Consider the following 4,193-nt stretch of genomic DNA (forward strand, 5'->3'; position numbering starts at 1 on the left):
ACAGATAGCCGCGCACGGGCTTGGCGGCGGGGGACGCCTGCGCCCACTCCGTACGGACCCACAGCAGGGAGCCGCTCCGGCGCTCCAGGCCGCCCAGCCACAGGGCCTTCGCCCACAGGCCCGCGCCCGCACCGGCGAGCGCCATGCCCGCGGCGGCCGGGATCAGGAAGCCGGAGCCCACGGCGGCGAGGAAGGCGAGGAGCAGCCACCACCGGCGGGCGCGCCGCCGGTTCCGCAGGGTCACGGCGCGGTCCTGGAGGAAGACCGACCGGCCCGCCCGCGAGGCGCCGCGCGCCAGGGCCGCGTAGCGCGGGCGGCGCACCGCGAAGACCACGCCCGCGACGATGAGGAACAGCGCCGCTCCGGCGAGCACGCCGATCCGCCGCCCGGTGATCCCGGGCACCAGGACCCCGGCGCCCGCGCTCAGCAGCCCCGGCCACCACAGCCAGCCGGCCGGGGCTCTGACGACCACCGCCACCCTCGCCAGCGCATACGAACCGCGCCCCACGTCGAAACCCACCTTTCCCTCTGAAATCCCCTCGATCCCGACTCGTCACGCGGCAGGCTAACCAACGAATCTGAGTGCGAGCTGAGAATCCGCCGCATGTACCTCACAGGGGTCATACCCCGGTATCACCCCGGACTTGGCTCCGCCGTATGACGTGTGCGCAGTCGTGTGGTCCCTAAGGTCGTCCCTGCCGGGGCGGGACGAGCGGGACGAGCGGGAGGAGACGGGGATGGCTGTCCACGAACGAGGGGGCGAGCGGCGGGACCGTGCGCGACGGGACAGCGGGCTCCGGCGGCGGGCGGTCCTCGCGGCGGGGGCACTGGCCGCGACCGGTCTGCTGAGCGCGCTCGTGCCCGCGCCGGACGCCCATGCGGCCCAGGCCCCGGCCCAGGCCGCGGCGGAGTCCCCGGCCACGGCCACAGCCACGGCCTCGACCACGGCCGCGACCGCGAAGAGCACCCCGGGCGCGCTGCCGGCGCCCACCGGCCCCCACGCCGTCGGCACGGTCACCCGCCACCTGGTGGACACCGCCCGCAAGGACCCCTGGAAGCCGGAGCGCGGCGACCGCCAGGTCGCGATCAGCCTCTTCTACCCCGCGGACCGGGACCGGCCCGCCGGCGGGAAGGCGCCCGCGCCCCACATGGACCCCTCCTCCGCCGCCCACTTCGGCTCCGCCCGGGGCGCGGGCAGCTTCAACCATCACGTGCGCCCGGACGCCGCCGACTGGGCGTCCACGCGTACGCACGCACGCGTGGACGCTCCCGTGGCGCGCGGCAGCAGGTCCCTGCCGGTCGTGCTGTACTCCGCCGGGCTGGGCGACCCGCGCACCTGGAACACCGGCCTGGCCGAGGAGCTGGCCTCCCGCGGCTACGTCGTCGTCACCGTCGACCACACCTACGACTCCTCCGAAGTGCGCCTGGCGAACGGGGAGCTGGCGGAGTCGGCGTTGCCGGCGCTCGCCGGCGCACCCGTGACCGAGGTCGACGCCGCGCTCCGCAGGGCGGTGCAGGCCCGGGTGGACGACACGCGGTTCGTCCTGGACACCCTCGGCTCGGCGCGGTGGCGGCGGGACCTGCCGCACGGCCTGGGGGACGCTCTGGACCTGCGGCGCGTGGGCATGGCCGGTCAGTCCGCGGGCGGCTTCACGGCGGCGCAGGCCCTGCACGACGACCGCCGCCTCAAGGCGGGGATCAACATGGACGGCCAGATGGACTTCCCCCTCCCCGACGGCACGGGCAGCAAGCTGAGCACCGTGGCGCGCGAGGGCGTGGACCGGCCGTTCCTCCTGCTGGGCTCCGACGGCCCGGGCGCGGCGGGCAACCGGGCGTCGTGGGCGTCCTTCCGGCAGCACACGCGCGCCTGGCAGGCCGAGCTGACCATGGCGGGCGCGGCGCACGGCACGTACACCGACGGCGTCTCGCTGCTGCCCGCGCTCGCCCGGCAGGGCGCCCTGCCGGAGGAGGACCTCCGCCAGGGCATCGGGACCGTCCGGCCGGAGCGGGCGGTGGCGGCCACGCGCGCGTACGTGGTGGCGTTCTTCGACCGCTTCCTCAAAGGGCGGGACGGACGGCTGCTGGACGGCCCGTCGCCGCGCTTCCCGGAGATGCGCTTCCAGGGCTCCCCGGCCTCCTGAGCCCCGGCTACTCCACGAACAGCCCTCGCGCCACCGCCTTGGCGTCGAACTCCTCCAGGCGCGCCTGGGCGTCCGGCAGGGCGTCGCACATCGCCTCCAGCAGCATGCGCCCCAGCAGCATCGGGGCGCATGCGGTGTCGAAGGCGAGCCCGGTGCCGACGGCGGCGGGGAGCAGCAGGTCGCTGTGGCGGGCGACGGGGGCGAAGGTGGAGTCGGCGACGGTGACGACGGTCAGGCCCTGGCCCTGCGCGTACTCCAGGGCCTCGACCACCTCGCGCGGGTGGCGGGGCAGGGCGAAGCACAGCAGCGTGCCCGCCCCGGCCCGTACGGCCGCGTCTATGCGGTCCGTCAGGAGCGTGCCGCCCTCGTCCAGGAGCCGCACGTCCGGGTGGACCTTGCGGGCGAAGTAGGCGAAGCCGGCGGCCTGGGCGGTGGCGGCGCGCAGGCCGAGCACGAGCAGCGGCCGGGACTGCGCGAGCAGCCGGCCCGCACGGGCGACCGGGGCGGGGTCGGCGAGGACCGAGGCGAGGTGGCGGAGGTTGTCGATCTCGACGTGGACGGCCTGCTGGTACTCGTTGTACGCGCTCTCGCCGTCGCCCGGCTCGGCCGCCGCGGGGACGACGTCGCGCAGGTGCCGGCGCAGCGCCGGGTAGCCGTCGAAGCCGAGGGCGACGGCGAAGCGGGTGACCGAGGGCTGGCTGACGCCGGCCAGCTCGGCGAGCTCGACGCTGGAGAGGAAGGGCGCATCGGCCGCGCGGCGCACCATGCAGTGGGCGATGCGGCGCTGAGTCGGCGTCAGCCGGTGCCCTTCGAAGAGCTTCTGCAGCCGTGCGGTGGCTTCCGGTTCGCCCCCGGTGTCGCTCATCGGGCCCTCCATGGTCGTCGGCGGTCTTCGGCAGCGGTCATTCATCGACCACCACCCCTGCATGAAATTATGCAGGGGTGGGCGGGCCTCCGTGCCCATATCCACCGGGGCCCCCCGGCCGGATCCACGGGTCCCCTCCGGGTCACAGCGGCGGCAGGAGCTTCTTCTGGGGCTTGCCCATGGCGTTGCGCGGCAGCGCGTCGAGGAAGCGGACGCGGCGGGGCCGCTTGTGCACGGACAGGTGGCCGGCCACGAAATCGATCAGCGCCTTCTCGCTCACGCCGTCCGCCACCACGTACGCGACGATCTCCTGCCCGAGGTCCTCGTGCTCCACCCCGACCACGGCGGCCTCGCGGACCGCGGGGTGGTCGAGGAGGGCGTTCTCGACCTCGCCCGCCCCGACCCGGTAGCCGCCGGACTTGATCAGGTCGGTGGAGGCGCGGCCCACGATGCGGTGCGTGCCGTCCTCCTCGACGGCGGCGATGTCGCCCGTACGGAACCAGCCGTCGGCCGTGTGCGCGGCAGCCGTGGCCTCCGGGCGGCCCAGGTAGCCGCTGAAGAGCGTCGGCCCGCAGACCTCCAGCTCGCCGATGCCGCCCTCGGTGGCCGCGAGGCGCGTGCGGACGCCCCGCAGCGGGGTGCCCACCGCGCCCGGCCGGCGCTCGCCGTCGGCCCGGGCGGAGACGGTGATCAGGGTCTCGGTCATGCCGTAGCGCTCGACGGGCCGCTGCCCGGTGAGGGCCTCCAGGTCCCGGAAGACGGGCGCGGGCAGGGCCGCGCTGCCCGACACCAGCAGGCGGGCCCCGGCCAGCTCCCGGGCCGCGGACGGCTCGCGCACCACCCGGGACCACACCGTCGGCACCCCGAAGTACAGGCTGCCGCCGGCCGCCGCGTACGCCTCCGGCGTCGGCCGGCCGGTGTGCACGAGCCGGCAGCCGGTCCGCAGCGCCCCCAGGACGCCCAGGACGAGGCCGTGGACGTGGAAGAGCGGCAGCCCGTGCACGAGGGTGTCCCCGGCGGTCCACTGCCACGCCTCGGCGAGCCCGTCCAGGCCCGCGGCCACGGCGCCGCGCGGGATCAGCGCGCCCTTGGGGGCGCCGGTGGTGCCGGAGGTGTAGAGGATCAGCGCGGTGCTGTCCGGGGCGGGCTCGGCGCCGGACCAGTCGCGCCGCTCCCCGAGATCGACG

4 protein-coding genes are annotated in these 4,193 nt (G+C 76.0%); 1 reads left to right on the forward strand and 3 read right to left on the reverse strand.

Annotated elements, in window-relative coordinates:
• Window positions 1–508: hypothetical protein (locus tag V7793_RS34250; protein ID WP_336013606.1), on the reverse strand; the 508-nt coding region annotated here is incomplete at its 3' end.
• Between the two features lie 229 nt (window positions 509–737).
• Between V7793_RS34250 and V7793_RS34255 the strand changes: the two genes are divergently transcribed.
• Entirely contained in the window at window positions 738–2,141 is a 1,404-nt protein-coding gene (locus V7793_RS34255) for an alpha/beta hydrolase family protein (protein ID WP_336013608.1), read from the forward strand.
• A 7-nt stretch (window positions 2,142–2,148) separates the two neighbouring features.
• Here the strand turns inward: V7793_RS34255 and V7793_RS34260 are convergent, their stop codons facing one another.
• Together V7793_RS34260 and V7793_RS34265 are read right to left on the reverse strand one after the other, a co-directional pair.
• The gene (locus V7793_RS34260; RefSeq protein ID WP_336013609.1) at window positions 2,149–3,006 is read right to left on the reverse strand and encodes a MurR/RpiR family transcriptional regulator; all 858 of its coding nucleotides are present in this window, start codon (window positions 3,004–3,006) and stop codon (window positions 2,149–2,151) included.
• 142 nt (window positions 3,007–3,148) lie between these two features.
• On the reverse strand, window positions 3,149–4,193 hold a 1,045-nt coding region (locus V7793_RS34265), incomplete at its 5' end, for an AMP-binding protein (RefSeq protein ID WP_336013610.1).

Source organism: Streptomyces sp. KLMMK (genome assembly GCF_036961605.1).
In the GTDB taxonomy this organism is placed as follows: domain Bacteria; phylum Actinomycetota; class Actinomycetes; order Streptomycetales; family Streptomycetaceae; genus Streptomyces; species Streptomyces telluris.

Bases quoted from the DNA above. Each gene is read 5' to 3' on its own strand.
- V7793_RS34255 (WP_336013608.1), top strand. From the start codon at position 738: ATGGCTGTCCACGAACGAGGGGGCGAGCGGCGGGACCGTGCGCGACGG.
- V7793_RS34260 (WP_336013609.1), bottom strand. From the start codon at position 3,006: ATGAGCGACACCGGGGGCGAACCGGAAGCCACCGCACGGCTGCAGAAG.